The following is a 26525-nucleotide window of genomic DNA, read 5'->3' on the forward strand; positions in this document are numbered from 1 at the left end:
GGGCGGCCCTCGCCGCAGCACCCGCAAATCGCCTCCGTCTGCCGCCGTGGCCGGGTCTGATTCGGTGCGAGTGGACGTCCAAGTGCCAAGCTGAAGCTTCGCGGAAAGCCAAATCGGCCTGCCTCAAAATCTCCGCGGCCCCCGCGCTTGACCTGGAGCAATGGTCACCGCATAGCTTCCACACCGCACCGCCGATGCGAGAGCGCCCGGCAAGCCATGCCGGAAGGTTGGACCGGCCCCGTAGCTCAGCTGGATAGAGCAACGGTTTCCTAAACCGTAGGTCGCAGGTTCAAATCCTGCCGGGGTCGCCAAATTCATGACCGGGTAAACCTTGCGACCGGGCCGCCGTCCGCACCGGAGCCTCAACGGGAGGCTGTTGCAACTCTTATCGAGACAACTGCGCGCTTGGCGGCGTGGGGCAAGTTGGGTAGGTATCCCAAGGAAGCCACACTTTCCGCGCCACGGTATTATGAGCAATGCTCATCACCCCTTCCCCAGGAGACCAATGCACGGATGACCGCCAAGATCGAGGTCACGATCGCCGATCAAAATCCGGTCGTACGTGCAGGTCTGGAAGCGCTGATCGCACGTGATGGCCGCTTCACAGTCTGCGGCGTCCACGCCACCGGTGAAGGCCTGATCAACGCGCTCAAGACGAAACCCGTCGAGATCGCAGTGGTCGGGTGGACACTTCCCGACATGACCGGCGGCGCGGTGCTGTCGCGCGTAAAGCAGGAAAAGTGGCAGACCCGGATCATCATCTACACGGGCGAGCGCTCGCATGATGTTCTGCGCACATCGATCAAGGGTGGCGCCTGGGGATTCGTGTCCAAGACCGAAGATCCGCAAGTGCTCCTCGAAGCGGTTGTTTCCGTCGCGCGTGGCCGCTTGTCGCTGCCCTATGTGGATATCGACCTACTCAATCACGATCCGCTCGAAGGCCTGACTGCGCGCGAGCGAGAATTGCTTGCTGCACTTGCGAATGGCTGGACCAATCTGCAGATCGCCGCGCGTACGGGCATCTCCCGTAATACCGTGAAATACCATCTCAAAAATTTGTACGACAAACTGGGCGTGTCGAACCGCGCGATGGCTGTTGCACTGCACGTGTCCGTTAACCGTAACGAGCAGCAGTAAAGCCCAAGCACGCCTGCAGCAAAGTGCTGCACTACCAGCAAATAAGGTGGGTAGCGGGGTTTGCCCAACAGGGTGTTGATAGTTTTTCGTTCACACCTTCACTGTCCCCCTGCTAGTTAAGACTTACGCCCGCATCAGCGATGGGGCGAAGGATCAGCAAAAGCATGCCGCAACGCCTCCCCTGCTGCGTCGGGGGCCGTCGGCTTGGCACAACGCAGCGCGGAGGAACGCTTCTATGTCTGTTACGCCTCATCTTTTCATTCCCGGGCCGACGAACGTGCCCGACGCCGTTCGCATGGCGATGAACGTTCCTATGGAGGACATGCGTTCTCCGGAATTCCCGAAGTTCACGCTCCCGATCTTTGAAGACCTCAAGAAGGTTTTCAAAATGAAGGACGGCCGCGTTTTCATTTTCCCCTCGTCCGGCACCGGCGCTTGGGAATCGGCCATCGAGAACACGCTCGCCGTCGGCGACAAGGTTCTGATGAGCCGCTTCGGCCAGTTCTCGCTGCTCTGGGTCGATATGGCCGAGCGTATGGGCCTGAAGGTCGAGCTTTGCGATGAAGAGTGGGGCACGGGCGTACCGCTCGAGAAGTACGCCGAGATTCTCGCGAAGGACAAGAATCACGAGATCAAGGCCGTCTTCGCCACGCATAACGAAACCGCGACGGGCGTCAGCTCGGACATCGCAGGCGTCCGCAAGGCGCTCGACGACGCGAAGCACCCCGCTCTCCTCTTCGTTGACGGCGTCTCGTCCGTCGGCTCGCTCGAGATGCGCATGGGCGAATGGGGCGTAGACTGCTGCGTATCGGGTTCGCAGAAGGGCTTCATGCTCCCGACCGGCCTCGGCATTCTCGCCGTGAGCCAGAAGGCGCTCGACGTCAACAAGACGAAGAACGGCCGTATGAACCGCTGCTTCTTCTCTTGGGAAGACATGATCAAGACGAACGATCTTGGCTACTTCCCCTACACGCCGGCAACGCAGCTGATCCGCGGTCTCCGCGCCTCGCTCGACCTCATTTTCGCTGAAGGCCTCGACAACGTTATCGCTCGCCATCACCGTTTGGCGACGGGCGTCCGTCACGCCGTCGACGCATGGGGCCTCAAGCTCTGCGCGAAGGAGCCGAAGTGGCATTCTGATACGGTTTCGGCGATCCTGGTGCCGGAAGGCTTCGACGCCAACAACGTGCTCAAGACGGCCTACTATCGCTACAACACCTCGCTCGGAACCGGCCTGAACAAGGTCGCTGGCAAGGTCTTCCGCATCGGCCACTTGGGTGCGCTCGATGAGTTCATGATCGGCGGCGTTCTGTTCGCAGTCGAAATGGCGCTGAAGGATACCGGCATCAACATCAAGCTCGGCTCCGGCACGGGCGCTGCCGCTGAATACTTCAGCAAGACCGCGACGAAGTCGGCAACGGCTCCGACGCCTGCGCAGGCAAAAGCTGCCTAAGACATTACGCCCGGCCTCAAACGAGGCCGGGCGGCTCTTTCTGACGTGATGACCGTCGACCCAAATAAGAAAACGCGAACCCGAATCTAGGAAGGCACGCCCCAATGAGCTTCACGCTTTACCCGCTTCGCAAACAGAGATTGCAGCGCTCGTATCTCGCGGTTCCGGGTTCCAACCCGACCATGATCGATCGCGCTCACAAGAGCGCCGCTGACTACGTCTTCCTCGATTGCGAAGACGCTGTTGCCCCGCCCGAAAAGGAGCAGGCGCGTAAGAACATCATCCAGGCGCTGAACGACCTCGATTGGAAGGCCGCCGGCAAGAGCGTGAGCGTCCGCATCAACGGCCTCGACACCCACTACATGTATCGCGATGTCGTCGACATCGTCGAGCAGGCCGGCCACAAGCTCGATACCATCCTCATTCCGAAGGTCGGCGTTCCCGCCGACGTCTACGCGGTCGAAACCATCGTCAGCCAGATCGAAGTGGCCAAGGGCCTGCCGCACCAGATCGGCACCGAAGCGTTGATCGAAACGCCGCTCGGCATGGCAAACGTTGAAGCGATCGCATCCGCCAACAGCCGCCTGGAGTCGATGCACTTCGGCGTCGCCGACTACTCGGCATTCAACAAGGCCCGCACCGTGGTCATCGGCGGCTTGAACCCCGACTATCCGGGCGACCAGTGGCACTTCCCGCTCTCCCGCATGACCGTTGCTTGCCGCGCTTTCGGCCTGCGTCCGATCGACGGTCCGTTCGGCGGCATCGATGATCCGGAAGGCTACAAGGCTGCTGCGCGCCGTGGCGCGGCCCTTGGCATGGAAGGCAAGTGGGCGATCCATCCCTCGCAGATCGAACTCGCCAACGAAGTGTATTCGCCGACCGCCAAGGAAGTCGAACGCGCCGAGCGCATTCTCGTGGCGCTGAAGGAAGCGGAAGCACAGGGCAAGGGCGCAGCATCGCTCGACGGCAAGATGATCGACGCGGCATCCGAGAAGATGGCTCGCAACTTGCTCGTCACGGCAGCCGCCATTAAGGCTGCCGAAGCAGCGCGCGCTGGCAAGTAAACGCCCGGCAACGTCAAAATTCCAAGGAGTCCAAAATGGACATTCACGAGTATCAGGCAAAGGAACTTCTTGCGAAGTTTGGCGTGCCGATTCCCCGCGGCGGTCTCGCCTATAGCCCTGAGCAGGCGACCTATCGTGCGAGCGAGCTCGGTGGCACCGTCGTCGTGAAGGCGCAGATCCACTCTGGCGCCCGCGGCAAGGCCGGCGGCGTCAAGCTCTGCCGCAACGAGCGGGAAATCGAAGAAGCGGCCGAGTTCATGCTCGGCCGCAAACTCGTCACGCATCAGACCGGCCCGGCCGGCAAGCTCGTCTCGCGCCTCTACATTGAGGAAGCGACGAACATCGATCGTGAAATCTATCTTGGCTTCGTGATGGATCGCGCGTCCGAGCGCATCGTCGTCGTGGCCTCGGCAGCAGGCGGCATGGACATCGAGGAAATCTCGGCGACCCAGCCCGACACCATCATTCGCGTGACGGTTGACCCGGCCGTCGGCATGCAGCAGTTCCAGGCCCGTGAACTGGCCTTCGGATTGGGCGTCGATCCTGACATCGTCAACAAGATCGTCCCGGCGATCATGGGCTGCTACCGCGCGTTCCGCGATCTCGACGCAATGATGGTTGAGGTCAACCCGCTCGTCATCACCAAGGAGAAGCAGGTTCTCGCGCTCGACGCCAAGATGTCGTTCGACGAAAACGCGCTCTTCCGCCGCCCGCACATCGCCGAACTCCGCGACAAGAGCCAGGAAGATCCGCGCGAGACCTACGCCTCCGATCGCGGCCTGTCCTACGTCGGCCTCGATGGCGACATCGGCTGCATCGTCAACGGTGCCGGTCTCGCGATGGCCACCCTCGACATGATCAAGCTTGCAGGCGGTGAGCCGGCGAACTTTCTCGACATCGGCGGCGGCGCCTCTCCTGAGCGCGTGACGAAGTCGTTCAAGGCCGTTCTTCGCGACAAGAACGTGCGCGCCATCCTCGTCAACGTCTTCGCTGGCATCAATCGCTGCGACTGGGTTGCCAAGGGCGTCGTTGATGCCGTCAAGGAACTCGAGATCACGCTGCCGATCGTCGTCCGCCTCGCCGGAACCAACGTCGAAGAAGGCCGCAAGATCATCGATACGAGCGGCCTCACAGTGATCAGTGCCGAGACTCTTGCTGAAGCAGCAAAAAAAGCGGTCGAAGCAGCGAAAAAAGCGGCCTAATCGGGAGCAACGCACCAATGGCAATCTTTATCAATGAAAAGACGCCGATCCTGATCCAGGGCTTCACCGGACGTATCGGAACGTTTCACGCCCAGGAAATGATCGACTACGGCTCCAACGTCGTCGGCGGCGTGACTCCGGGCAAGGGCGGCACTTCGCATCTCGGCCGCCCAGTGTTCAACACCGTCAAGGGCGCGGTCGATGAAACCGGCGCTGAGGCGTCCATCGTGTTCGTGCCGCCGCCGTTCGCGGCCGACGCGATCATGGAAGCAGCCGACGCAGGGATCAGATATTGCGTCTGCATCACCGACGGCATTCCCGCCCAGGACATGATCCGTGTGAAGCGCTACATGCGGCGCTACAAGAAGGAAAGCCGCATGGTCCTGACCGGACCGAACTGCGCCGGAACGATCTCGCCCGGTAAAGCCATGCTCGGCATTATGCCGGGGCATATCTACCTTCCGGGCCGGGTTGGCATCGTCGGCCGCTCGGGCACGCTCGGCTATGAGGCCGCAGCCCAGATGATGGCGCTCGGCATCGGCGTTTCGACCTCGGTCGGCATCGGCGGCGACCCCATCAACGGCTCATCGCATCGCGACATCCTCGAAGCCTTCGAGAACGATCCCGAGACGGACGCCGTCCTGATGATCGGCGAAATCGGCGGACCGCAGGAAGCCGAAGCTGGCCTCTTCGCCAAGGAGCACATGAAGAAGCCGGTCGTCGCCTACATCGCGGGTCTTTCCGCGCCCAAGGGCCGCCGTATGGGCCACGCAGGCGCAATCGTCTCGGCATTCGGCGAATCGGCTGCAGAGAAGGTTGAGATCCTCAAGGGCTGCGGCGTGACCATCGCACCGACGCCTTCGGAAATGGGCGCGACCGTCGCTCAGGTTCTCGGCCAAAACAGAAAAGTCGCCTGAGATCGGGTAAAGGCCGGAGCGAGCTTTTGCCTCCGGCCGCCCTCTCCGGTACTCTAAGACATCTACTATCCGAATTAAGTCCCTCACTCATGGGGGCGTGGAGCCTTGGTTATGCAGGATACGCCGCCGGCGATTGGCTCGGCCGAACTCGATGAAACCGAGCTGATCAACGAGCTGAAGCGTCTCAGAACTCAGATCCCCGACAACCCTTCGCTCAATCCGATTCTGAATGTCGCCTTCGATCTGTCGCGCCGGCTGGAATCGGGCGCGATCTCGTTTGAGGATGTTCGCAGCCTAGCCGGCCGCTTGATGGACCGCGCCTGCGTGCGCCGCGCGCGCAGGCTTCGCGAAAAGATCGGCTACGTCGATCAGGCGACGACGCTGAAGGACTTCACCTCCTACGTCGAGAAGTCCGCGAACGAATCCGGCAACTCGATCGAGGCCTTCGCCGAGCGCTGGTCGCGCGCCCGCACCGGCATCGTTCTGACTGCGCATCCGACTTTCGGCTTGTCGGACGCGCTCTATCGCCGGATGGTCGAAATCGCCGTCGCCGACCCGGCAGCCGACGTAACGATCGGCCTGCCCCACCGGCCCGAGCAGACGTTGACGCTGAAGCACGAGCACAAGTGCGCACAGGACGCGATCCGCAACCTGCGCAACGCTTACGAAGAACTGCTGCACGGATTCTTCAGCGTCGCCTCGCAGAAGTTCGGCGAAGCCGCATTCAAGCTGCGGCCGAAGCTGACGACATTCGCGTCCTGGGTCGGCTACGATCTCGACGGCCGCACGGACATCACCTGGTCGTTCTCGTTCGAAACGCGTCTGCGTGAGAAGCGCGCTGCGCTGGCCGACATCCGCGAACGCTTCGTGGTTCTGAAGCACAAGCTTGAAGGTGGCGATGCCGCGCAGCGCATTGCCCGTCAGATCGTCGGTAAGCTCGACCTCGGAATTGCCGCGGTCGATGAGCAGATCAAGGCGCTTGAGAGCTTCACGAACGACACCGAAGGTCTCGCTGAAGCCGCAAACACCATTACCAAACACGACGGCTACAATCTGTTGTCGATCGAGCCGCTGCAGACGCTGTTCGACAGTCTGATCGATGCTGTGGAAGCGCCGCAGATGAAGCGCGCGACGGCGGCGCTTGCCGGCCTGGTCGAGGCGACTGGCCTTGGCATGTCGCACATCCATCTCCGCATCAACGCGCTTCAGCTGCACAACGCGTTTCGCGCTTACGTGCACGAGCCGTGGACCCGCGATCTGACGGAAAGTCAGTCGCTCGCGCGCATCGTCGAGATGATCAAGAACTGCACGCCGGAAACGGTGAGCTTCGCCACGCTCGACCTGGAAACGGCAACGGCCATCCGCCAGTTCGCGCTCACCGCGCAGATCAAGAAGTACGTCGACAAGGAAACGCCGATCCGCTTCCTGATCGCCGAATGTGAATCCCCGGCGACGGTTTTGATCGCGGTCTTCTTCGCCAAGCTCTTTGGCGTTGACGACATCACGGATATCTCGCCGCTCTTCGAAACCCCGACGGGCCTCGAAAACGGCACGCGCATCATGCAGCGCCTCCTCCAAGAGGAGGCCTATCGCGAGTACGTGAAGGGCCGCAAACGCCTGAGCATTCAGACGGGCTTCTCGGACGCTGGCCGTTTCATCGGCCAGATCCCCGCGACGCTATCCGTCGAGCGCTATTATCACGGGCTCGCCGCCGTCGTTGCCAATGCCAAGCTCGAAAACGTCGAAACGCTTGTTTTCTCGACCCACGGCGAATCGATGGGCCGCGGCGCGCATCCGGGCAACCTCTACCGCCGCCTCCATTACCTTATGACCAACGAGGCGCGCCGCCGCTTCGGTGCCGCAAACATTCCCGTGAAGCACGAGACGAGCTTCCAGGGCGGTGACGGCTACATGTTCTTCGGCAACCGCGGGCTGACGACGCGCGCGCTCGCCACTGTCGTTATGGACGGCGAGATTCCGCCGGCTGAAACCGATCCCTTCTATTCGGAACAGAACTTCAGCCTCGATTTCCTTCTCCGCCTGCGCGCCTTCCAGCAGAAGCTCTTCGCGCACAAAGGCTATCGCGCAGTGCTGGGAGCTTTCGGCCCCAATCTGCTGTTCAAGACCGGCTCACGTCCCGTAAAGCGTCAGGGCGAGCACACCTCCGATCGTGGGAACCCGGCGCGAATGCGTGCCATTCCCAACAACGCGATCCTTCAACAGTTCGGCTACATCGCCAACGTGGTGGCCGGGCTCGGCACAGCCGTCGGCACCGACCGCGAGCGTTTCAACGAGCTCGTGAAATCGTCCAAGCGCTTGCAGTCGCTGCTGGCGATGATCGGACAAGGCAAGACGATCTCAAGCCTCAATGCGATGGATGCCAACTCGCAGGTGTTCAACGCCGGCCTCTGGGCGGCCCGCGCCTCATGGGGCCGCGAAGAAGCGTTGAGCAGCGCTTTCCGCACGCTGGCGACGCACCTGCTGCCGGACGACCGGCACAGCGACATCTCCGAACTCGTGCATCTCCTTCGCCTCGACGCGATCGATCTGCATGCGATCCTGACCGATCAGAATATCGAAGACGGCCTCGTGCCGGACGAGAACCGGCTTGAGCTCGATCTGATGCAGGCGATCAAGATCGCGGTCATCATGCGAATCTTCATCCTCGCGGCTCAGCTGCCGCGGTTTGCACCGCAGGATGGCCTGTCCCACACGCAGGTGCTCGAAATGGCGCTGAGCCTGGAGATCCCCGAGGTCCTGAGTATTCTGCGCAGAGCGTTCCCGCACGATGCGAAGAACCTCACGGGCAAGGCTTTCGACGAGCAGGCAAGCTATCGCCCGCGCGGCATCGACGACTATGCCCGTCTCGAAACCGAGATTCTGACGCCGATGGAAATTTCGTACGAGTTCGTGCGCGAGATCGGCACCGGTATTTCGCATCACTTCGGCGCGTTCGGCTGATCCCTCAGCCGTTCGCGACCGCTGCGGCGGTGGCGCTTCAGTTTATTTCAAATCGCTGGCGAGGAGCGCGAAGACCTCGTCTTGGCTCGTCTCGCTGTCGAGCCAAAGAAACGGCAGGTCCGGCCGCGATGCCTCAAGTGCGTCCCGGCCGCTACCGATCTCGACGATGAGACTTGCTTTGGGCGAAAGCCGGCTCGGCGCGCCATTGAGAATGCGTTTCACGAGATCCATCCCGTCTTCGCCGCCCAAATGCGCCAACTCCGGTTCGGCGCGGTATTCGGGCGGGAAAGCGGCGACGGCCGCCGCCGTCACGTACGGCGGATTTGAAATGATGAGATCGTAAGTGGCGGCTGGCAGTCCATCGAAGAGGTCGGATTGGAACGTGCGCACGCGCCCCTCGAGGCCATAGTCCGCAATGTTGCGATCGGCGACGGCAAGTGCGTCAGCCGAGATGTCGCTCGCATCAACGACAGCATTGGGAAACGCCTCCGCCGCCAGAATGGCCAGGCAACCCGAGCCCGTGCAGAGATCGAGCACGCGGCCAATGGCGTCGGGATCGGGAACGATCGCCGCCAACTGATCTTGCACCAGAAGCTCACCGATGAATGACCGGGGCACGATCACCCGCTCATCCACGTAGAATTTGCGACCCTGGATGTAGGCGCGGTTCGTGATGTAGGCGGCGGGCTTGCGCGTCTCGATGCGTCCCCAAATCACGGCATCGACGCGCGAGCGTTCCGCCCGGGTCAGACGGCAGTCGAGCCAGGGATTGATGTCGTCGATCGGGAGATCGAGCGTCGCCAGAACAAGGTACGCCGCTTCATCGACGGCATCTGCGGTGCCGTGCCCGTACGTGAGGCCGGCTCGCGTCATCGACGTGACGGCGTATCTCAGCCAGTCACGAACGCTGACGAGCTCATCAATGGCTGCTTCTCGCATTTCGGACGTCATGATGGTGGACCGCGAACCGTGCTCTCAAGCTGTCGCGGGAAGTTCGTCGAACCGGATTAAGCGCCGTTGATCCTCATCCCAGAGCTTCAGGCGCGCGCAGCGGATGCTGTCGGCGAGCGTCAGCCGGTTGATCGACTTCAGTTCCGGACTGCCCTCCAGGCACGCCACCAGCCGGTAGTTCGGGATCATGCTGTTGAGGTGATGGATATGGTGCAGGCCGATGTTGCCGGTGAACCAGTTCAAAACTTTCGGCAACTTGTAATAAGAAGAACCGAGCAGCGCTGCGACCTGGAAATCCCAGCCTTCGGCCTTGTCCCAGGTCGTCTCTTCGAACTGGTGCTGGATGAAGAACAGCCAGCCGCCCGTCGCCGCAGCGAGATGCAAAATCGGCAGCCCCACCCACAAAACGTTGGCGACGCCGAAGAAATAGCAGAGCGGAGCGTAGAGGCCGGCAAGCCCGACGTTGAGCGCCATAACGCTCTTCCACGTGTCACGAGGCGGCAGCGCGTGGAACCACGGCAGCCGCTGGAGAACAAGGAAGTAGAATGGCACGCCCAGGCCGAACAGGAACGGCGGATTGCGATAGAGCTTGTAACGGAGCTTTCCGAGCCCGGAGAGTTCCTGATATTCCCGCACCGTAATGGTATCGATGTCGCCCGCGCCGCGCCTGTCGAGATTTCCCGACGACGCATGATGATGCGCATGTTCGCGCCGCCACAGGCCGTAAGGCGTCAGCGTAAACACGCTCATGCACCGTCCGACGAAGTCGTTGAGACCGCGAGAAGCGAAGAACGAGCCGTGGCCGCAATCGTGCTGGATGATGAAGGCGCGGACGATCAGGCCGGCGGCCGGAAGCGCCAGCAGTAAGGTCGCCCAGTAAGCGTGTTCCACGGTGGCGAACATAATGCCAACGATGAGAACGAGCGGAGCGAACGTCGTGACCAATTGCTGCGCCGCGATGCGCGGGATGGCCCCGCGAAATTTCTGGCAGTGAGCCGCGAGCCGGCGGACGCGCTGTTTCTGCGTTTCAGGCATAGCAGCTTGCGGCGCGGCTGCAGGGTGCACGTCGCCGATGGAAACATCGGCGCGGCTCTCGGCGCGCAAAGGCTGCTTTAGGCTTAAGTTCAAAACTCTGGTCCCTCAGGAGTGAAATCTAAATCGTCCGGGCGACGGCGTCGCGTAGCATATTCGGCATGCCTCGCGAAACGCTGTTGACGTCATTTGCTTGAGGAATGCGTGCACGGTGACGCATTTCTGGCGCAACGCCTCGCGCGTATTTTCCGGCCGGCGCGATTAGGTGCGAAAAAAAGAGGGCCGGATTGTGCCCGGCCCTCCTGATTTGTGGTTATCGCGTCGAACCCGCGCAAGACCTGGTAAATGCGCCTAGTAGTGCTGGCCCCAGACTTCCACGATTGCCGCGCCTTTGCCCTTTGCTGAGGAGTCAAAGAAGCGCGATCGGTATTTGGCTTCGACGTGGTCGACCGCTTGGCGGCGCCTTCCGCGCAGGTCGATCGGACCGTAGGAACCGCCCGCGTCCACCCGTGTCCGTACAGGTATGGTTTCCTCTTCCCCGTCCGCGTAGACGACCTTCACCTCGTTGAGAGTGATTGCACGGTCGCGCACGGTGATGCGAAGCCGGCGGAACCCGCCCTCATTGCTGCCGACCGGGATGATGTCGTTATCGAACCCTATGAAACCCGCAGTTTGGGCACCGAGCAGCACCCAGCCCTGGTTATACTTGCGGCCTTCGCCCTGGGGGCCGAGCCATCCTGGAGCATATTGTCCGAAGACCTCGATCCGGGCCTGCCCGCTGAAGTTCGGACGCGAACGATAGACGAGCTGGATTTCCCGGATGAAGCGATCGCCTCTGAGATCGATCCAGTTCGTGCGCGAGTTTTTTGGGATGTCGGCGTTGACGGCAAGCGTATCGCTTTCGCCGTTCGCGTAGATGACCTTCATCTCGTTGATATGGATTTCATTGTCGAGCACGCGCAGGCGGATCTTGGCAAACTTGCCAACTTCGTTGCCGACGCGAATGACGTCGCGGTCCGTCAGGAAACCGACATACTGGGCGCCGAATAGGACATCGCCTCCCGCGGTGGGTTGCCCAGGCGCTGTAGGCGTCGCGACCGGAACGGTCGGCCGTACGGGGATATTGTCCGCAGTCGCGCTTCCCCTCCGGTCGTCGCGATCACGGTCCCGGTCATAGCGGTCTGCCACGCCGCGTCCGCTTCGGTCCATCGACCGGCCATCGCGGTCTTGGATACCGATGATCTGGAGTCGCCCGCGGCCGTAGCCCGGCGACTGTTCGATCACGATTTGGTCGATGAATTTGCTTTCGTACGTCTCATTGATGGGACGGCTGCGCTCGCCCCAATACATGTCGATCTGGCGGTCTTCGTTCCAGACAGAACCGTCGCTGTAGACGATCTGCACACGCTGCACGTCAAAGAGCTTGCCCATGGCGTTACGCAGGCGAATGCCCTTGTACGCCCCTTTCGCCTGCCGGACATCGATCGTGTACTTGTCGAGCGATAAGTCGACATCCGTTTCTGAAATGAGGATCAAGCGATCGCCATAATTATAATGATGATGGCGATGGTGATGATGACGGTGGTGGCGGTTGTGCCGGGCTTCGGCCGTGGTGACAACGCCCGTGGCCAGGACGGCGCACAGTCCTAGAACCAGTCTCCCCAACATAAACTAACCCCTCTGGTTACTACACGCCCGTGCCCCTAGACGGAGCGCACTTTAGCGGCGGCCAACCAAAAAGGCAGCGGGCAGACGATCCCTCAGCTGATCGGAATGGGACGTGATGTGAATCTGCAACATAAGCATCCGGGCCATGGCCGGGAGACGCGGATCGCATGAGATATCGGAATTTCGTCCGCTCACGCTCCTCAGTTTTGGCGGCACATCTACCAGTTGTCAGAGAGACGAAGAGGCAACACCCAATCTCCGATTGCGAAGTGTGTCCGCCCTGGTCTTGCGACTCCCGGATCTCTCGGATGTACTGATCGTACAGAGAGAGATCTGTACGCCAACGCCACGACCCCCGTTGGCGAAGCTCGATACTTGGGACCCGCAGTCTCCCCCGGCTGCGGGATTTTTTTTACAAGACGTTAGGACCGGTCCGAGGGCGAGAAGCCGGCAGCTTTTGCCTCGTTCTCGGTGCAGAACCAGCGCTCGCCGCGCTCGGGCCGGACCTTGGCCGTGGCATAGGCATCCGACCACGGCAGCGTGTAGATCTTCGAACTTGCGCGGATGACGCCCTTGATCGGGCAACCGTCGGGCGATTGCTGCTTGGCGGCTTCCCAGGCCTGATCGCGCCAGGCTTGCGGGCGGAGAGCCTCGCCCTGCCATATGCCCGCCTTCGCATTCCGTGCGGCGGTTTCCTCGCCGCTGAGCGAGCTGAAATACGAGCCGGCGGCAAAGACATGCCCCTTGCGGACGAGCTGCGTCGCCAGATCAAGTCCACCCGCAGCGCACTGCGCAATCGTGCGGCCCGCCTCGTCCTGGCCCGTGCGGGTGCAGGTCACGGAGCGGCCGCGGACCATTTTGTTGAGGGCGGTCCGCGCCGCCGCCGCGCAATTCCATTTGCGCCCATTCGCGCGATAGCAAGGCTGCTGGCTGGCGGGTGCTTCGATCCCTTCGATCCGGACAGTGGTGCCGTCAATGCGAATGACATCACCGCTGATCGCGGTAGCTTGTCCGGAAATCTCGGTCGAAACCGTGACTTGCTGCGAGGGCAATGTGCCGGTCGCCAAGTCCGCCCCCACGACGCCCACGCCATCGGCGCTGCGGAGCATGGGCCCGCCGGCGTAGATCAACCCGATCGCCAGCGCAGCGCTGATGAGATGATGCGCCTTGATCGGGAAGGCGCGAGCCATGTCTGGAATGATCTTGGCCTTGTCGCGCGCTGCATCGATGGGCACGCGCAAAGCTTCGCGCACGGGCCGGAACAGGCTGCCGAACGTATCCTTCGCGACGCTCCATAAGAATTTCCGCCAGCGCGAAAGCTCCGCATAAGCAGCCACTGCTAGGTCGAGGAGCACCTCGCCTGTGACCGAGAGCAGCCGTGATAGCTGCGAACGCGCAGCCGAAACCCCTGCGCGGCCCGCTCCGACACCTGCGTCCGCAGCATTCTTGACCTTGGCGACGGCAGCAGCGCGAATGTCCTCGGCGCGGCGCTGTCGGTCCGCACGGCGCACGAGAACGGTCGTGCGCACATATTCGCGCCATTCGAAGCCTTCGCTGCGTCTACGCCACCCGAACATCGAGCGCTCCTCCCGGCATGATGATCAGCTCTCGTCAGTTTGGGGCGAATGATGGCCGCCCTTTGTCGCCGAAGGGGTGTCCCCAGCTTTTCAAGGAACATCCAAAGTTCTTGTGCGACGTGCCAAAGGGTTTAGTGAACGCGTCTGCGGCTCGCAACATGCGCAGGGAAACCATCGAGCGCAAAGCTCAATTGCGCTGCGCGATCTGCGCTTCCGGCAGCGACCAGAACCGGATGACGCCATCCTGACCGCCGGTCAGGAGAGTGCGGCCATCGTTGGAGAAGGCCACGGCTTTCGCACCCGAACCCTTTCCGGTCAGCGGGATGTAGGTCCGAAGCCGCTTCAAACTTCTGATCCGCACGACGCCATCCTCCGATGCGGATGCCATCAAATCATCCGCACTCGAAAACGCGAGTGCCGTGATTCGCGCATCATGGCTGCTGAGAGAACGCTGCGATCGATACGAACTCATCGAGAGAAGCTTGACGGATCCATCGAGGCCGCCCGTCGCCAGCATCGAACCGTCGGGCGAGAACGCCAGCGACGAAATATAATCGGAATTGTTGCGGTAGGTGCGCCGCGTATCGCGCGTGTCCGCATTCCAAATTCGAACGGCGCGATCAGCACCCCCCGACGCGATCCACTGACCTGAAGCGTCGGCAGCGACGGCCTGGACGGCGTTTTCATGACCTTCGAGAACAGCCAAAGGCGCGGCCTCGTTGGCGGTTTCCCACACGGCGACACTCCAGTCGTGGCTCGCTGCAGCAATGCGACCCTCGGACCCATCGAAAGCGACCGACCAGATCGTGGCGTCGTTGCGCTTGAACCGGAAAAGCCGGTGGCGCGATTCCAGATCGTAGACCGCAATGGCGCCGTTCGCGTGGCCCGTGACGACGCGGTTGTTGCGCACCGCGAGCGATGTCGGAGCGCCGTCCTCCAGCGGGATGGTGCCCTGCTGATAATGGGAATCGTAGGACCAGATTTTGAGCGTCGCCTCTTCGGACGCCGTCACGATGAGGCGTCCGTTGCCGCTGAGTGCGACCTGCTGAATAGCGCCGTCGAATGCTTTGATCTCGGAGATCTGAGTGAGCCCCGGTTCCGTATGTGCGGCGGGTTTCGAGATCGCGCCTGTCGTGATCGCGTTCCCGCGTGATGACAGCATCTGCGGAATGCGATCGTGGAACGCAAAAGCGATGCCCGCAATCGATGCGGCAAACATCAGGCGCGTCGTCCACCTGCGGACAAACGAGCGGCGCGGCACATCCGGATTAGGACGAGCCTTCGGCTTCGATTTGACCTTCTCGGCGACAACGCGCGGTGGCGGTGGCAGCTGAGGCGGCTTTTCCGCCGCTTTCGCCTTGTCCGCCTTCTGCTTTTCCTCGCCCGCCTTTTCTACGCTGGCCTTGCCGGCGGCCTTCGCCCTTTCTGCGCGCGCTGTTTTCTTGGCGGTCAGGCGGCGCTGGGCCGGAGGCTTTGAAGCCGATGCACGCTTTGGCGCAGATGGCTCTTTCAGCGACTCGACGAAATCCAGCATCCCGCCCTTGGGGCCAGGAGCATCGGGCGGCGGCGGAACGGGTGCCGCGGTAATGGCCTCGACAGCGCGCTGCGCTTCCTCCTTCTGGCGGCGAACTTCCGTCTTCTCCTTGAAGCGCTGGAAGAGCCGGGGCTTTTCAGGCTCCGGCGCAAGAAGCGCGCTGCGCCACGCCGCAACCGATTGCGGCCGTCCGTCCGGGGCCAGGGTCAGTGCGTGCTGGATGGCGTCGAGGAACGTCGCCCGATACCCGCCGAGCGCGGCCTCGCGCACGGGAATCATCTCGTCCTTCAGCATGCGCGAAGGCGAATCGGGCGGCCGCTTTCCTGTCACCGCGTGATAGAGCGTTGCCGCGAACGCGTAGATATCACTCCAAGCGCCTTGCTGGCGGCTCGTCTCGGCATACTGCTCGTAAGGGCTGTAGCCGGGCTTCACGAGCGCTGAGACCGTCTTCGTTTTCGAGTGCGCAGCGATGTCGCTTCGCGCCGCGCCGAAGTCGATCAGAACAGGATCGCCGGAGTTTCGAATGATGACGTTGTCGGGCGCGATATCGCGATGCAGGAAATCCGCCTTATGGATCACCTCGAGTGCATCAAGCAGCGGAGCGACGATCTGGTCGAGCTCTTTCTGGCGCGGCGCCCGGCCGAGATCCTTCAGCCAAGCCTTGAGGTTTTTCCCTTCCTCGAAGCGCAGCACCATGTAGGCGGTGTTGTTCGCGCGGAAGATCCGGTGAACCTTGACGATGTTGTGGTGGTCGAACTTCGCGAGTGTCTGCGCTTCTTCGATGAAGCGGTCGAGACCCCAATTGTAGTCGCTCTTACAACCCTCTGACCGCGGCGTCGCTTCCAGGCTCTCGGTGCGAAGCGCGAAATCGCTTGGGAAATATTCTTTGATGCTGACCTTGCGCGTCAGCTCGGGCTCATCGGCAAGGTATGTGACGCCGAAACCGCCTGCGCCGAGAACGCGTACGATTTTATAATCGCCCGCGAGCTCCGTGCCGTCCGGTAAAGCGACAAGCTGCGTCATGATCCTCGTGCGCGTGCCGTCTGCGCGCTGGTGATGAAAGGCCTCTGGTGGTTCTGACTCGGGTTTTCGGGCAGAGCGCTATTCTTGTCTCTGTTTTGTCCCAATGGCGCACAAATGTGGCGGCTCGACGGGCAATGAACCCGTGATGAATAAATCCCCATCGTGTCGCCTTTGGGCCATGTTGCCGCCGACATCTACAAACCTTATTCGCCTGACGTGATTTGGGCGCGAATCAGATGCACGAGCTTTCAAGAACTCGATGCGCCGTAGCGGGTACGGCGATTCTCTCGGGCATGGCAGTCTTGACTTTCCCGGCAAAAGCTGGCGGCGCAGAAACTGTGATCGATACGTCCCTCCACCTCGCGAGCGCTGCAGAATCATTGTTTTTACAAGGCTATCAGGCAGCCCCGGCGCTGATGCTCGGCCTTGTCCTCGCAACCATTCTGCCGCTTTTGACGATGCTGATGAAAGCCTCCGAGCCGCTTCGCCGGTCGCCCGATGCCACCTTGCGCTATCGTCCCGGGCACAAAAAGACATTCGAGGCAGAAGTTGCGAACGCAGCCGATACCCGCAAGCGGCAGCCATTCGTCGAAATAGAGAGCACCGGCCGCAAGATGCGCTGTGCAATTCTGCGCGACATGCTTCGCATCGGCCGCGAACACGACAACGACATCCGCATTCCGAGCAGGTCCGTGCATCGCTATCACGCCGCGATCCACCGCGATTCCGATAATTGGCACATCACCGATTTGTCGGGCGTGGAAAGCAATGGGCTGATCGTCAATGGCAAGCGCTGCTGCGAAGCGCGCCTCAACGATGGCGATGTCATCGAACTCGGTCCGGGAAAGCTGAGATTCCGGGCTGGTGTCGGGTAATGCTCAGTTCAAGATCAAGATTTTACGGCGGCCTGAGGTTAGGAAAATGGGAGGGAGATTCGGAATGGCTATCGAGAGTGGGGAAACGACAGCAGGCCGCGAGCCCAAAGCTGCCAAGCCGCATAAATTTCTGGGCTCCCTAAGAGATGCTCTGATGGCTGCTGGCCGGGAAGACACGGCACCGGCTGCAGCAGTCCGAGCAGCCGCCGTTCCCCAACCGCCTGTCGCGACGGCCGCCAATGCTGAAAGCATCGCCCCGCCGCCCGTCCCGGCTCCCGAAATCCCGAGCGCCGAGGAAGCTGCACGAATCGCCCGCACACCGCCGGAGACGAAGATGCCTGATCGCGTCACGCTGCCCACTGACATCGATCAGCCGCCGACGACCCGCGTCATCCGGCCGGACCCGGCAAAGTCCCGGCAGCCCGAGCCCGAAGCGGCCCCAAGGACGATCCTCGTCCGCGGCAAACAGAAGATCGAGCATGGAACGTTCGAGCGCGATCCCGTCGTCGGTTTCTTGATTGTGGTCGGCGGTCCAGGCCTTGGCTCCTACCGCCCGATTTTCGAGGGCAACAACACGGTCGGCAGGTCCGCAGCCAATCGCATCCCGCTCGATTTCGGCGATGAGACGATCTCCAACGAAGCGCAGGCATATGTGCGCTATGATTCGAGCGATCGGTCTTTCCTCTTCGTGCCAAATCTTGCTAAGACGAACGTCGTTTCCGTGAACGACAAGCGACCGGCTGGCCCGGTGCCGCTGCATCCGATGGACGTAATAACCTTTGGGCGCACCCAAGTCGCATTCCTGCCGTTCTGCGGAAGCGATTTTGATTGGTCCGAGATATCCGAAGCTTAAGGATCGAATGCCGCCGTTCGAGCACGCAATCGCCGCAACGCGCGGAGCCCGGGATTATCAGGAAGACAGCGCTGCCTTCATGTCTGACGGCAGCGAGCCTGTCGCAATGTCGAGCGAAGGCCCCGGCTTTGACCAAGGCGGCTTCGCCGTCTTGGCGGACGGCATGGGCGGGCACACGGGCGGTGCGCTCGCGAGTAAAACCGTCTGCGAAAATTTCCTGGAGTACGTCGCCTCCGCCAAAGGCGACGTTGGGGAGCGCCTGATCTCAGGTCTCGGCGCCGCCAACGCCGCCGTTGCAGCCAAGATCGTCGATAATCCTCTCCTTGCTGGCATGGGGTCGACGCTCGTCGGAGCGGCCTTTGGACCCTCCGGCGTCGAATGGGTCAGCGTCGGCGATAGCCCGCTCTTTCTATTCCGGCGGGGCGAGGTCGCTCTTCTGAACGAAGACCATTCCCTCGCTCCCGAACTCGATCGGATGGTGGCGGAAGGCAAGCTGACCGCGGCCGAAGCCCGTCACGATCCACGTCGTCACATGCTGCGTTCAGCGGTAACGGGTGAAGAAATCGATCTTCTTGATGTCTCCCGCCAACCTTTGAGGCTCGAAGCGGGTGATTACGTCGTGCTTGCCAGCGATGGCATCGCGACGCTCGAAACGAGCGAGATTGCGCGTCTCATTCAAGGCTATGCGAAGGATGGCGCAGCCGCCGTCGCCAACGCCATAATCCGCGCGATTGAGGCATTGCGCGAGCCCTACCAGGACAACGCGACCGTGCTCGTGGTCAGGGTCGTCGGCTGAACGAGCCTCACTGAATTTTTCTTCTCCGATTGATCTTCTGCAAACGCGATTGCGAGCGCCGTTTTTCCAACGCTTGCAGCGCATTGTTGGTGTCAACAGACTTCGCGCGTTTGAACCTTACGCAAATGTATGTTGGCCGCCAGAAACCGGCAAAGAACCTTCCGTATTGAGCGCAGCGTTGCGGCCGTCCTGGCCGGAAGAAACGTGAAGGAGAGACATATGATTTCCAAGCTTCTCAGCGGCGCTATGGTTGCTGGTCTTCTGCTGGCCGTCTCGGCTCCGGTCGTCGCCTATGCCGACGATGCAGCGCCGAAAACCAAAGCGGACTGCAAGAAGGCGAAGGATATGAAGTGGGATAAGTCCACGAACACCTGCGTCAAGAAGTAAGTTTTGAAATCCGCTTGCACTGAAAAGCAGTGGGTTCTCGAACCCGCTGCTTTTTTTGTACCTCGTCACGAAAGCATCAAGCGCCGTCGCTGTAATCCGAAGCGAGATTGCGAATGCGCGATGCGATGTGCGGCTGCTTCGACGCGAGGCGATAGAAATCGTCTCGCTGCAACTTCAGCAATCGGCATTTCGATGACGTGATGACGGCATCTTGGTACACGCCCTCATCGAACATCGCCGCAACGCCGAAGACATCGCCAACCCCATAAAGGCGCTCGCCGTCGGCGGTCTGCGTTTTTCCGGAGGCGATGAAGTACAAAGCGTCGCTCGGCGCGCCCTTCTTCACCACTTCGAAATTGGGCGGCAGATTGTGCGCCTGCAGCAGCGGCATGATCTCGGCGGCTTCCTTGGCATCGAGCCGCGCCAGGAGAGGCACGCGTGACATCAGCGACCAGGTGACGACGAAGTCTCGGCGCTGCAATTCCTGAGCAAACCCCGTGGAAATAATGGCGACCGGCAACGCGAGAATGCAAAGACCGGTGATCATCGTGATGCCGCCGATGAATTTTCCAAAAGGCGTGATCGGCACGGCATCGCCGTAGCCGACGGTGGTCAGCGTCGCGATGGCCCACCATGCGGCGTCCGGTACGCTCCCGAATTTCTCGGGCTGCGCTTCACCTTCGATATAATACATGAGCGTGGCGGAGAAGAGCAGCGCCGCCGACAGCAACAGCCCCGCGCCAAGCAGCGCCCGCCGCTCGTTGGAAAGCACGCGGATCAGCGTGTACATGGCCGGCGAATAGCGGGACAGCTTCAGGAAGCGCAGCAGCCGCAGTGTCCTGAGCACGCGCAGATCGATCGCAATCAGTTCGCCAAGATAGAACGGCAGGATTGCGATGAGGTCGATGAGCAGCGCAGGCTGCATCGCGAATTTGAGCCGCGCTCGCCATGGCGCGGTGCGGGCGAGATACGGAACTTCGACGGCGGTCCAAAGCCGAAGCAAATACTCGACTGTGAAAATTGCGACCGAGATGAATTCGAAATAATAGAACTCGCGTGACCACTCGGCCCTGAGCTTCGGCACGGTCTCAGCGATGAAGGCAGCGACGTTGAGTAAGATCAGGATGACGATGAAGGCGTCGAAAATCCGGCTGGCCAGACTTTCTCCATGGCCGGTCTCAATGACTTCATAAACGCGCTGGCGGAGCCTCTTCCTCCGCGGCCCATCTGGCGCATAGTCGAGCGAACGATCCGTGAGTTCCTGCAATCCCCATCCCCTCGGGCGCTGTGGGCGCGCGCTTTCTCCGGCATCGCCGCAAGCCGCGACGCGGGAAGATCTTGCGCCATTTAGCTAACTGAGGCATCAGCGGATGTCCCGCCGGCACTCACGCCAAACTTGGTTTTTTGGCCGCAGGTGCTTGGCGTGCAACCCGTGGCAGTTCAATATCGTGGTCCCACCTCGAATATTGGCACACTGCCAATAAAAAAAGATTTCTCGGAGGAAAACCGTGTCTGTGAAGTCCGACATAGAGATAGCGCGCGAAGCGAAAATAAAGCCAATCGCCGAAGTCGCAGCCAAGATCGGCGTGCCGTCGCATGCGCTCATTCCCTATGGATGGACGAAGGCGAAAGTCTCGACCGACTACATCAACGAGATTCAGTCGAACACAGACGGCAAAGTTATCCTCGTAACGGCTATCAGCCCGACGCCGGCTGGCGAAGGCAAGACCACGACGACGGTCGGCCTCAGCGATGGCCTTAACTATATCGGCAAGAAGGCGATCGCGGCTCTGCGTGAACCCTCGCTCGGACCCTGCTTCGGCGTGAAGGGCGGCGCGGCGGGCGGCGGCTACGCCCAGGTCGTGCCGATGGAAGACATCAACCTCCACTTCACCGGCGACTTCCACGCCATCACGAGCGCGCACAACCTGCTCTCCGCTCTGATCGACAATCACATCTATTGGGGCAATGCCCTGGGCATCGACCAGCGCCGCGTCGGCTGGAAACGCGTGCTCGACATGAACGATCGCGCCCTGCGCTCGATCGTCAATTCCCTGGGCGGCGTCTCGAACGGCTTCCCCCGCGAGGACGGCTTCGACATCACGGTCGCCTCCGAAGTCATGGCGATCCTCTGCTTGGCAAAGGACCTCAAGGATCTCGAAAACCGCCTCGGCAACATCATCGTCGCCTATACGCGCGATAAGAAGCCGATCCGCGCTCGCGACCTGAAGGCCGACGGCGCAATGACGGTTCTTCTGAAGGATGCTCTGCAGCCGAACCTCGTGCAGACGCTGGAAAACAACCCCGTCTTCATTCACGGCGGTCCGTTCGCCAACATCGCACACGGCTGCAACTCGGTGCTCGCCACGAAGACGGCGATGAAGCTTGCCGACTACGTCGTGACCGAAGCGGGCTTCGGCGCTGACCTCGGCGCTGAGAAGTTCTTCGACATCAAGTGCCGCAAGGCCGGCATCTCGCCCTCCGCAGTCGTCATCGTGGCAACGGTGCGCGCGCTCAAGATGCACGGCGGCGTCGCCAAGGATGATCTCAAAGCTGAAAACGCGGCAGCGGTCGCCAAGGGCTGCGAGAACCTGAAGCGTCACATCGAGAACGTGAACAAGTTCGGCGTGCCGGCCGTCGTCGCCGTCAACAAGTTCATCACCGACACCGACGCCGAGATCGCGGAAGTTCAAAAGGCCGCCGAAAGCATGGGAACGAAGGCGTTCCTCTGCACGCACTGGGCCGACGGCGGCAAGGGCACGGAGGCGCTCGCCAAGCACGTCGTCAATGTGATCGACGAAGGCAAGGCGAACTTCAAACCGCTCTATCCCGACGACATGAAGCTCCGCGACAAGGTGAAGACGATCGCGACCGAGATCTATCGCGCGGCCGATATCTCGTGCGACGCGAGCGTCGAAAACCAGTTCCGGGATTTCGAGGCAGCGGGCTTCGGTCATTTCCCGGTCTGCATGGCGAAAACGCAGTACTCGTTCTCGACCGATCCCTCTAAGCGCGGCGCGCCGACGGGACACATCGTGCCCATCCGTGAGCTGAGGCTTTCGGCTGGCGCCGAGTTCATCGTCGTCGTCACGGGTGAGATCATGACGATGCCGGGCCTACCCAAAGTTCCGGCAGCAGACTCGATCCGCCTCGACGACAAGGGCCAGATCCAAGGTCTGTTCTAAGAACTGCTCTTGCGCTCGCGGCCGGCTCCCCGAAGGGGAGTCGCCGGCGCCATCAAAAACATACCAGTCATACGGGGCAGACCGTTTCGCGGCCTGCCCTGTTCCGTTAGGAAGGACGCGTTCCCGTCCGAGCTAACCGCCGCCCGAATGCGCCTTCTCCCAATTCTTGCCGCGAGCTGCTTCGTCAGCTCTATGTCGATGCGGCTCCTTGATCCCGTCGTGCCAGACATTTCGCGCGACCTCGGCGTCGATACCGCGTCTGTCGCGATGCTCGCGTCGTTCTTTGCCTTTCCCTACGCGCTCGCCCAGCCGGTGCTCGGGGCGCTGGGCGATGGCTTCGGCAAATCCCGCATTATCAAGTTTGCGCTGCTGCTCGTCGCAGTGTGCTTGGCGGGCGCAGCCGTAGCTCCGGCATTTGGCATGCTTGCAGTTGCGCGCCTTATCGGCGGCGCAGCCGCGGGCGGCATCATTCCGTTGGCTTTTGCGGTCGTTGGCGACGCATTTCCGATGAAGGAACGGCAGGTCGCGCTGTCCCGCGTTCTGACCGCAATCATCGCGGGTAATCTCGCGGGCCTGATCGGCGCCGGTTTTGTGGCAGCCGAATTCGGCTGGCGGATCTCCACCCTGACGGCGTCATGCTTGGCCCTGGCAGCCCTCTTCGTGACGATATGGGGGTTGAAACCTCCCGCCGCCGCTCAGCGCGAGAAACGTGATCGCGGCGAGTTCCTCCACGGCTACCGCGAGGTCTTCGCCAATCCGCGATCGATTGTTTGCTTCTCGGCCGTGTTCGTTGAAGGCATCGTGATCTTCGGTCTTTTTCCTTACGTCGCGGCTCTGCTCGAGCAGCGCGGCGCAGGAGGCCTGAAGGAAGCAGGCATCGTGCTGTCGGGCTTCGCGGTTGGCGGCTTCATATACACTGTGATGGTGCGGCTGATGCTCGGACGGCTCGGCCTTTACAACTTGATCATGGCTGGTGGCATAGTTTCGGGCCTCGGGCTGGCGATGCTGTCGTACGGCACGTCTTGGCCGGTGGAAATGGCGATGTTCGTGATCGTCGGCGTCGGCTTTTACATGATCCATAACTCGCTGCAGACGCAGGCGACGGAGCTCGCTCCGAGGTATCGCGCTTCCGGAGTTGCGGCCCATTCCTTCTTCGTATTCTTGGGTCAAGCCTTCGGTCCGTTGGCGTACGGGTTCGGCCTCGGCAGCGCCGGCATCCTCTGGACGATGCTGTCCGCCGGCGCCGTGATGGCTCTGCTCGGGATCGTGACGGCTTGGGGCCTTAAATCAAGGTCGGCATCGCCCGTTCCAGGTCTTACGGACCCCGCGCAGACCTGAGGTTGAATTGCCGCGCGCCATCATCTCTAACGCTTTGCGGAGCTGCCAGAAATTTATGCTAAGAATGCCGTGAGCTGCATATTTCGCTAGCAACCACATGGCGGCTTAAGCCGTTAGTGTCAGCATTTCCGGGCCTTGTGCAAACTGGCCTGGGGTTTGCGATGCCAATCCGAAAAGAATCGTGACGGGAGGGTGGTCTTGGTCGCGGCATTCGACGAAATGAACGGCTACGGCGGTGGAGTTCGCGCTCCTTATCGCGGTCTCTCCGAGTGGCTGGGCGTTCAGCATCTCGACGCGCTCCGGCAGAAGGCGGCCGAAGCGGAAGTGCTCTTTCGTCGATCCGGCATCACCTTCGCAGTTTACGGTGCTCAGGAAGCCAGCGAGCGCCTCATCCCCTTCGACATCCTTCCCCGCATCATCTCCGCCGAGGAATGGCGCCGTCTCGAAGTCGGCATCGAGCAGCGCGTTCGCGCGCTCAACGCATTTCTGTACGACATCTATCACCGGCAGGAGATTCTGAAGGCCGGTAAAATTCCCGAAGAACTCGTTACGCAGAACTCGGCCTTCCTGCCCGAGATGATCGGCGTGGACCCGCCGCGCGGCGTCTACAGCCACATCATCGGTGTCGACCTCGTTCGTACCAGCGAGGACGACTTCATGGTCCTGGAGGACAATACCCGCACACCGTCCGGTGTCTCCTACATGCTGGAGAACCGCGAAACGATGATGCATCTGTTCCCGGACCTCTTCAGCCGCAACCGGGTACGCCCCGTTGAAAACTATCCCGACGCTCTGCTGAAGACGCTCGAAAGCGTCGCGCCGGAAAATCTCGACGCAGAGCCGACGATCGCGCTTCTGACGCCAGGCGTATACAACAGCGCCTACTTCGAGCATTCCTTCCTTGCCGATCAGATGGGCGTCGAGCTGGTCGAAAGCTCCGATCTCGTCGTCATTGACGGCCTTCTCCGGATGAAGACGACTGAGGGCCTGAAGCGGGTGGACGTGCTCTACCGGCGGGTGGATGATGATTTCCTCGATCCGCTCGTGTTCGATCCGACCTCGTTGCTCGGGGTGCCCGGAATATTTGACGTCTATCGCTCCGGCCGCGTTACGATCGTCAACGCTCCGGGAGCGGGCATCGCCGACGATAAGGCGATCTACAGCTATATTCCGACGATCATCGAATTCTATACGGGCAAGCCGCCGATCCTCGCCAACGTCGAGACATACAACTGCCGGGACGCTTCGAGCCTCAAGTATGTGCTCGATCATCTGTCCGAGCTTGTCGTCAAAGAAGTTCACGGGTCCGGCGGCTACGGCATGCTCGTCGGTCCAAAGTCGACCAAAGAGCAGATCGAAGCTTTCCGGGCGAAGCTGATCTCTAATCCGTCGAATTATATCGCCCAGCCGACGCTTTCGCTCTCGACATGCCCGACGCTCGCCGATTCGAGTGTCGCCCCACGGCATCTCGATCTGCGTCCCTTCGTGCTCATTGGCGATCAGGTGCGGCTGATGCCGGGAGGGTTGACGCGCGTGGCTCTGAAAAGGGGCTCGCTGGTGGTCAACTCGAGCCAGGGCGGCGGCACCAAGGATACTTGGGTGCTGCAGGAATAGCTTCGGAATGCTTGGACGTACGGCAAACGATCTCTATTGGCTGTCTCGCTACATCGAGCGCGCGGAAAACATCGCGCGTCTTCTCGAGGTGGGCTACCGCATTGTGCTTCTCCCGCGCGAAGGCGAAAGCTTCCACGAGGAATGGCGGTCCACCCTCGAAAGCGCCGGGTGCATGCATGGCTACACGCAGCGGCACGGCGAACTCATGTCGCAGAACGTCATCGACTACATGCTGTTCGATACATCCAATCCGTCGAGCATCGCATCGTGTCTTGCGAGCGCCCGCCGCAATGGCCGCGCGCAGCGGACGGCTTTGACGCGCGAGATGTGGGAAAGCCTGAACAGCGCTTGGCTGGAATTCTCCGCCATCCGCCCGGCGACCATAACGTCGAATTCGCTTCCTGAGCTTCTGGATTGGGTGCGTTCGCGATCCGCGCTCTACCGCGGCGCCCTGCTGAATACGATTCTGCGCAACGACACGTATTATTTCAGTCAGACCGGAACATTCATTGAGCGGGCCGACAGCACCGCGCGCATTCTCGACGTCAAATACTATCACCTCCTGCCTTCGAGCGAGATGGTGGGCAGTGAAAAGGATAATTATCAGTGGGCGGCGCTGCTGCGATCGGTGTCCGCACACCGTAGCTATCGTTGGGTCTTCAAAGATCATTACCGGCCTCTGAAGATTGCCGATTTTATGATTCTGAACCGGCAAATGCCGAGATCGCTCCGTTCATGTTACGATGAGCTGACGCTGGCTCTTCGCGATCTCTCCGTATTCTACGGTGTGAGACACGACTGTCAGACGACCGCTGAGGCGACGCGCGACCTCTTGCTGGAAGCCGATATGCGCAACATTTTCCAGTCCGGCCTGCACGAGTTCGTGCAGGATTTCATAGCCCGCAACAACAAGCTCGGTAACGAGATCTCCGCCGCTTATCACTTTAGCGATTGAGGA

Annotated in this window: 20 protein-coding genes and 1 tRNA gene; 15 read left to right on the forward strand and 6 right to left on the reverse strand. The window is 61.2% G+C overall.

Going from position 1 to position 26525, the window contains the following annotated elements; translation table 11 throughout:
• The first annotated feature begins 234 nt into the window (after nt 1–234).
• From VFG26_RS17360 to VFG26_RS17390, 7 genes are all read left to right on the forward strand, one after another.
• A tRNA-Arg gene (locus VFG26_RS17360) sits at nt 235–311 on the forward strand.
• 202 nt (nt 312–513) lie between these two features.
• Nucleotides 514–1137 (forward strand): response regulator transcription factor, encoded by a 624-nt coding sequence (locus tag VFG26_RS17365; RefSeq protein ID WP_325027295.1) that lies wholly within the window; start codon nt 514–516, stop codon nt 1135–1137.
• Between the two features lie 235 nt (nt 1138–1372).
• A complete protein-coding gene (locus VFG26_RS17370; protein ID WP_325027296.1) occupies nt 1373–2590 on the forward strand; it encodes an aminotransferase class V-fold PLP-dependent enzyme in 1218 nt (405 codons plus the stop codon).
• A 104-nt stretch (nt 2591–2694) separates the two neighbouring features.
• Complete coding sequence (locus VFG26_RS17375) at nt 2695–3654, forward strand: CoA ester lyase (protein WP_325027297.1); 960 nt, start codon at nt 2695–2697, stop codon at nt 3652–3654.
• A 35-nt stretch (nt 3655–3689) separates the two neighbouring features.
• A complete protein-coding gene (locus tag VFG26_RS17380) occupies nt 3690–4856 on the forward strand; it encodes a malate--CoA ligase subunit beta (RefSeq protein WP_325027298.1) in 1167 nt (388 codons plus the stop codon).
• Between the two features lie 17 nt (nt 4857–4873).
• Nucleotides 4874–5773, forward strand: coding sequence for a succinate--CoA ligase subunit alpha (sucD, locus tag VFG26_RS17385; RefSeq protein WP_325027299.1), 900 nt, complete (start codon nt 4874–4876; stop codon nt 5771–5773).
• Nucleotides 5774–5884: 111 nt separating this feature from the next.
• Complete coding sequence (locus VFG26_RS17390; RefSeq protein WP_325027300.1) at nt 5885–8734, forward strand: phosphoenolpyruvate carboxylase; 2850 nt, start codon at nt 5885–5887, stop codon at nt 8732–8734.
• 42 nt (nt 8735–8776) lie between these two features.
• Here VFG26_RS17390 and prmB read toward each other — a convergent pair whose 3' ends face one another.
• The 5 genes from prmB to VFG26_RS17415 all read right to left on the reverse strand — a co-directional run bounded on the left by prmB (nt 8777) and on the right by VFG26_RS17415 (nt 16519).
• The gene (prmB, locus tag VFG26_RS17395) at nt 8777–9685 is read right to left on the reverse strand and encodes a 50S ribosomal protein L3 N(5)-glutamine methyltransferase (protein ID WP_325027301.1); all 909 of its coding nucleotides are present in this window, start codon (nt 9683–9685) and stop codon (nt 8777–8779) included.
• Between the two features lie 24 nt (nt 9686–9709).
• Nucleotides 9710–10813 (reverse strand): fatty acid desaturase, encoded by a 1104-nt coding sequence (locus tag VFG26_RS17400; RefSeq protein WP_325027303.1) that lies wholly within the window; start codon nt 10811–10813, stop codon nt 9710–9712.
• A 255-nt stretch (nt 10814–11068) separates the two neighbouring features.
• Nucleotides 11069–12385: a DUF2541 domain-containing protein gene (locus VFG26_RS17405; RefSeq protein WP_325027304.1), complete on the reverse strand. Its 1317-nt coding sequence runs from the start codon at nt 12383–12385 to the stop codon at nt 11069–11071.
• A 422-nt stretch (nt 12386–12807) separates the two neighbouring features.
• On the reverse strand, nt 12808–13962 hold the full coding sequence (locus VFG26_RS17410) for a thermonuclease family protein (RefSeq protein WP_325027305.1): 1155 nt from the start codon (nt 13960–13962) through the stop codon (nt 12808–12810).
• 187 nt (nt 13963–14149) lie between these two features.
• The gene (locus VFG26_RS17415) at nt 14150–16519 is read right to left on the reverse strand and encodes a serine/threonine-protein kinase (protein WP_325027306.1); all 2370 of its coding nucleotides are present in this window, start codon (nt 16517–16519) and stop codon (nt 14150–14152) included.
• 293 nt (nt 16520–16812) lie between these two features.
• Between VFG26_RS17415 and VFG26_RS17420 the strand changes: the two genes are divergently transcribed.
• The 4 genes from VFG26_RS17420 (at nt 16813) to VFG26_RS17435 (ending at nt 19430) form a co-directional block, all read left to right on the forward strand.
• On the forward strand, nt 16813–17394 hold the full coding sequence (locus VFG26_RS17420) for an FHA domain-containing protein (RefSeq protein WP_325027307.1): 582 nt from the start codon (nt 16813–16815) through the stop codon (nt 17392–17394).
• A 64-nt stretch (nt 17395–17458) separates the two neighbouring features.
• Nucleotides 17459–18247 (forward strand): FHA domain-containing protein, encoded by a 789-nt coding sequence (locus tag VFG26_RS17425; protein ID WP_325027308.1) that lies wholly within the window; start codon nt 17459–17461, stop codon nt 18245–18247.
• 7 nt (nt 18248–18254) lie between these two features.
• Nucleotides 18255–19043 (forward strand): PP2C family serine/threonine-protein phosphatase, encoded by a 789-nt coding sequence (locus tag VFG26_RS17430; RefSeq protein ID WP_325027309.1) that lies wholly within the window; start codon nt 18255–18257, stop codon nt 19041–19043.
• A gap of 219 nt (nt 19044–19262) precedes the next feature.
• Entirely contained in the window at nt 19263–19430 is a 168-nt protein-coding gene (locus VFG26_RS17435; protein ID WP_325027310.1) for a hypothetical protein, read from the forward strand.
• A 76-nt stretch (nt 19431–19506) separates the two neighbouring features.
• On the opposite strand, the gene VFG26_RS17440 is transcribed toward VFG26_RS17435, so the two are convergent.
• On the reverse strand, nt 19507–20697 hold the full coding sequence (locus tag VFG26_RS17440) for a cyclic nucleotide-gated ion channel (protein ID WP_325027311.1): 1191 nt from the start codon (nt 20695–20697) through the stop codon (nt 19507–19509).
• Between the two features lie 241 nt (nt 20698–20938).
• Between VFG26_RS17440 and VFG26_RS17445 the strand changes: the two genes are divergently transcribed.
• The 4 genes from VFG26_RS17445 to VFG26_RS17460 all read left to right on the forward strand — a co-directional run bounded on the left by VFG26_RS17445 (nt 20939) and on the right by VFG26_RS17460 (nt 26522).
• Nucleotides 20939–22615, forward strand: coding sequence for a formate--tetrahydrofolate ligase (locus VFG26_RS17445; RefSeq protein ID WP_325027312.1), 1677 nt, complete (start codon nt 20939–20941; stop codon nt 22613–22615).
• Nucleotides 22616–22762: 147 nt separating this feature from the next.
• On the forward strand, nt 22763–23953 hold the full coding sequence (locus VFG26_RS17450; RefSeq protein WP_325027313.1) for an MFS transporter: 1191 nt from the start codon (nt 22763–22765) through the stop codon (nt 23951–23953).
• A gap of 219 nt (nt 23954–24172) precedes the next feature.
• Nucleotides 24173–25567, forward strand: a complete 1395-nt coding sequence (locus VFG26_RS17455; RefSeq protein WP_325027327.1) for a circularly permuted type 2 ATP-grasp protein — start codon at nt 24173–24175, stop codon at nt 25565–25567.
• Nucleotides 25568–25574: 7 nt separating this feature from the next.
• Nucleotides 25575–26522 (forward strand): alpha-E domain-containing protein, encoded by a 948-nt coding sequence (locus VFG26_RS17460; protein WP_325027315.1) that lies wholly within the window; start codon nt 25575–25577, stop codon nt 26520–26522.
• Nucleotides 26523–26525: the final 3 nt, after the last annotated feature.

Source organism: Hyphomicrobium sp. (genome assembly GCF_035687085.1).
In the GTDB taxonomy this organism is placed as follows: domain Bacteria; phylum Pseudomonadota; class Alphaproteobacteria; order Rhizobiales; family Hyphomicrobiaceae; genus Hyphomicrobium_B.

Excerpts from the sequence above, each read along its gene's own strand:
- VFG26_RS17365 (WP_325027295.1), top strand. The coding sequence starts at position 514 with ATGACCGCCAAGATCGAGGTCACGATCGCCGATCAAAATCCGGTCGTA.
- VFG26_RS17370 (WP_325027296.1), top strand. The coding sequence starts at position 1,373 with ATGTCTGTTACGCCTCATCTTTTCATTCCCGGGCCGACGAACGTGCCC.
- VFG26_RS17375 (WP_325027297.1), top strand. The coding sequence starts at position 2,695 with ATGAGCTTCACGCTTTACCCGCTTCGCAAACAGAGATTGCAGCGCTCG.
- VFG26_RS17380 (WP_325027298.1), top strand. The coding sequence starts at position 3,690 with ATGGACATTCACGAGTATCAGGCAAAGGAACTTCTTGCGAAGTTTGGC.
- sucD (WP_325027299.1), top strand. The coding sequence starts at position 4,874 with ATGGCAATCTTTATCAATGAAAAGACGCCGATCCTGATCCAGGGCTTC.
- VFG26_RS17390 (WP_325027300.1), top strand. The coding sequence starts at position 5,885 with ATGCAGGATACGCCGCCGGCGATTGGCTCGGCCGAACTCGATGAAACC.
- prmB (WP_325027301.1), bottom strand. The coding sequence starts at position 9,685 with ATGACGTCCGAAATGCGAGAAGCAGCCATTGATGAGCTCGTCAGCGTT.
- VFG26_RS17405 (WP_325027304.1), bottom strand. The coding sequence starts at position 12,385 with ATGTTGGGGAGACTGGTTCTAGGACTGTGCGCCGTCCTGGCCACGGGC.
- VFG26_RS17410 (WP_325027305.1), bottom strand. The coding sequence starts at position 13,962 with ATGTTCGGGTGGCGTAGACGCAGCGAAGGCTTCGAATGGCGCGAATAT.
- VFG26_RS17415 (WP_325027306.1), bottom strand. The coding sequence starts at position 16,519 with ATGACGCAGCTTGTCGCTTTACCGGACGGCACGGAGCTCGCGGGCGAT.
- VFG26_RS17420 (WP_325027307.1), top strand. The coding sequence starts at position 16,813 with ATGGCAGTCTTGACTTTCCCGGCAAAAGCTGGCGGCGCAGAAACTGTG.
- VFG26_RS17425 (WP_325027308.1), top strand. The coding sequence starts at position 17,459 with ATGGCTATCGAGAGTGGGGAAACGACAGCAGGCCGCGAGCCCAAAGCT.
- VFG26_RS17430 (WP_325027309.1), top strand. The coding sequence starts at position 18,255 with ATGCCGCCGTTCGAGCACGCAATCGCCGCAACGCGCGGAGCCCGGGAT.
- VFG26_RS17435 (WP_325027310.1), top strand. The coding sequence starts at position 19,263 with ATGATTTCCAAGCTTCTCAGCGGCGCTATGGTTGCTGGTCTTCTGCTG.
- VFG26_RS17450 (WP_325027313.1), top strand. The coding sequence starts at position 22,763 with ATGCGCCTTCTCCCAATTCTTGCCGCGAGCTGCTTCGTCAGCTCTATG.
- VFG26_RS17455 (WP_325027327.1), top strand. The coding sequence starts at position 24,173 with ATGAACGGCTACGGCGGTGGAGTTCGCGCTCCTTATCGCGGTCTCTCC.
- VFG26_RS17460 (WP_325027315.1), top strand. The coding sequence starts at position 25,575 with ATGCTTGGACGTACGGCAAACGATCTCTATTGGCTGTCTCGCTACATC.